Source organism: Streptomyces sp. NPDC002130 (genome assembly GCF_040296465.1).
Lineage (GTDB): Bacteria > Actinomycetota > Actinomycetes > Streptomycetales > Streptomycetaceae > Streptomyces.
Window position 1 is genome coordinate 1 of the sequence record NZ_JBEOXI010001008.1, and the last position, 1,226, is coordinate 1,226.

Here is a 1,226-nt window from a genome sequence, read left to right on the forward strand (position 1 = left end):
CGACTCCTGCCGTAAGCGCTCCGTGTGTGATCGCAACTCTTCGTCCATGACTCTGAGGTTAGGGGCGTCGCCGACCGCGCGGAACGGTCGAGAGCGGAACTTCCGAAGTCGACCGTTCCATCGACAGGGACTTTGCCGCCTGGTCGGATCAGTAACAGGTCTCCGACGACAACGTCGGCGGTGGGAACTTCGACGGGTTCGCCGTCTCTCAACACGATTGCCAATGGCGGGGTCAGTTCGAGCAGTGTGCGAATCGCGTCGTTGGCTCCACCTCTGGCTCGCATCTCGAACCAATGTCCGAGCAGGACGAAAGCCGTCAGCACCGACGCGGCCTCGTAGAAGACCTCGCCGCCGCCGGTGAAGGTGACGGCGACGCTGTAGAGCCAACCCGCCCCGACGGCGACGGCAACGAGGACCATCATGTCGAGGGTGCGGGCCTTCAGAGCCCGATAAGCGCCGTCGAAAAAGATCCAGGCCGAGTAGAACACCACTGGCAAGCTCAGTATCAGGGTGAATACGTCGTCGCGGAGTCCGAACGGGGCGGGAACTGTGAATCCGAACATGTCGCGCCCCATCGGGGACCACAGCATGATCGGAATGGACAGAACGAGAGCGACGAGAAAGCGATTTCGCATGTCCCGGACCATGTCGTCCATCGACATTCCGGCGTGGGCGCCTCCGTGCCCCATCATGTCCTGTGCAGAGTGTTGAGCATGTGGTTCGTGCGCTGTGTGTTCGCCGTGAGGAGATTCGCCGGGGTGTTCGACCGGTGCGTCGGTTGATGTGTCGGCGTGGTCTGAATGAACGTGGTATTCAGAGGGCGTGGCGCTGGTGCTGTCGTTTGGTTCGGAGAGGGGGTCGCAGCTGTGGGAGGGCACTGATCGCCCTGCGCAGTGATAGCCGCAGTCCCGGATCCATTGGGACAGTTCGGGTATCGAGGTTGCAGCCGGGTCGTAGGTGACCGTGGCAGTTTGGTTGAGGACGTTGGCCTCAGCAGAGACGACGCCACGTCGGCGAAGGAGAGTTGATTCGACTGCGGCTTTCGATGTCGCCCACTGCAATCCTTGTACTTCGAGAACGGTGGTTCGATTCATCTCTGCGCCCTCTCGTTGTGACCGCCATTCTTGCGGCAGCGACTGTGCGGATACCTCGGTGGCATGTTCCCGTGTTGTGGCAGATCGTCGGCACCTCTGGGGCGCCCACCACACCGTCACACCACAGAGCCC

The 1,226-nt window shown here is 61.7% G+C and carries 1 protein-coding gene; it reads right to left on the bottom strand.

Annotation, left to right across the window (positions count from 1 at the left end):
* Window positions 1-1,094: cation transporter (locus ABT116_RS47880; protein WP_351647765.1), on the bottom strand; the 1,094-nt coding region annotated here is incomplete at its 3' end.
* Window positions 1,095-1,226 lie beyond the last annotated feature (132 nt).